The sequence below is a fragment of the Marichromatium bheemlicum genome, from assembly GCF_012276755.1.
GTDB classification, from domain to species: domain Bacteria; phylum Pseudomonadota; class Gammaproteobacteria; order Chromatiales; family Chromatiaceae; genus Marichromatium; species Marichromatium bheemlicum.
This window is the reverse complement of the sequence record NZ_JAAXKX010000046.1, coordinates 1-1214: the sequence shown is the minus strand read 5'-3', so window position 1 is coordinate 1214 and position 1214 is coordinate 1. Positions and strand designations below refer to the sequence as shown.

The 1214-nt window shown below is 65.7% G+C and carries 1 protein-coding gene; it reads right to left on the bottom strand.

Annotated features, from left to right (window positions below):
- The coding region (locus tag HF203_RS16030) for an FG-GAP repeat domain-containing protein (RefSeq protein ID WP_210424822.1) at positions 1-1214 on the bottom strand (1214 nt) is incomplete at both ends.

The window sequence follows — 1214 nt, the reverse complement described above, 5'->3', positions numbered from 1 at the left end:
CGGGTTGGTCTGTGGGGGCTGGAAGGTCGGCGTTTCGCTCGGCAGGTCGTCGTCGGTGACGGCGACCTGGACGTTGTCGATCGCCGCCCCGTCGTAGCCGGTGTCGGTGCTGGTGACGGTGTGGCTGATGACGCCCCGGTGCGGACCCTCGCCGAGGCTGTCGTCGACGGCGGTGACGGTGACCTGTTGCGGGGTGTCCCAGTTCTCCGGGGTAAAGGTGAGGGTCGCCTGATCGACCATGACCTGATCGTTGGTGGTGTCGAGGGTGACGGTGACGTCGGCGCTGGGCTGGGTGTCGAGGACCAGGGTATAGGTGGCGGTGGCACCGCCCTCGGTGACCTCGACCGAGGATTGGCTCAGGGTCACCCCGGGCGGGGTGCCGTTGAGGAACAGCAGCAGGTTGCCGTTGGAGTTACCGACCAGGGCGTCGAGATCGCCGTCGGCGTCGAGATCGGCGAGGGCCGGTGAGCTATAGGCGCCGACGTCGGTCAACCCGTATGGGTTGCTGACTGCGCTGGCGAATGCCGGTTCGCTCGTGCTGCCGGTGTTCTCGAACAGCCAGATGTCGCCGCTGTAGCCGCCGACGAGCAAGTCGAGCCGACCATCATCGTCGATGTCGGCCAGGGTTGGCTTAACGTTGCCGTCGACCTGGTTCAGGCCGAACGGTGAAGCAGAGGGGGCGGCGAAGTCCGGCTGGGTGGCGCTGCCGGTGTTGCGGAAATAAAAGAGTCCACCCGTGTAGCTGCCGACGAAGGCGTCGAGGCGCCCGTCGTCGTCGATGTCGGCGAAGGTGGGCGCCGCAGCATTCCAGATGCTCGTCAACTCGAATGGGTTGGTGGAGGGTGAGGCGAAGGCGGCCTCGGATGCCGTGCCGGTGTTCTCGAAGAACACGAGGTCGCCTGCGTCGTTCCCGACGACGAGATCGAGGTCACCATCGCCGTCGAGGTCGACCAGGCTCGGGGCAGTACGATTGCCGACATCACTCAGACCGAAGGGATTGATGATTGCTGAACTGAAGGCCGGATTGCTGGCGTCGCCGGTGTTCTTGAAGAACCGGAGATCGCCGTCGCCACTGCCGACGAAGACGTCGAGGTCGCCGTCGGCATCGATGTCGGCGAAGGTCGGTGTGGCATGGATGCCGTCGTTGTCCAGTCCCAGCGGGTTGGTCTCTGGGGCGAGGAAGGTCGGCGCTTCGCTCGGCAGGTCGTCGTCGT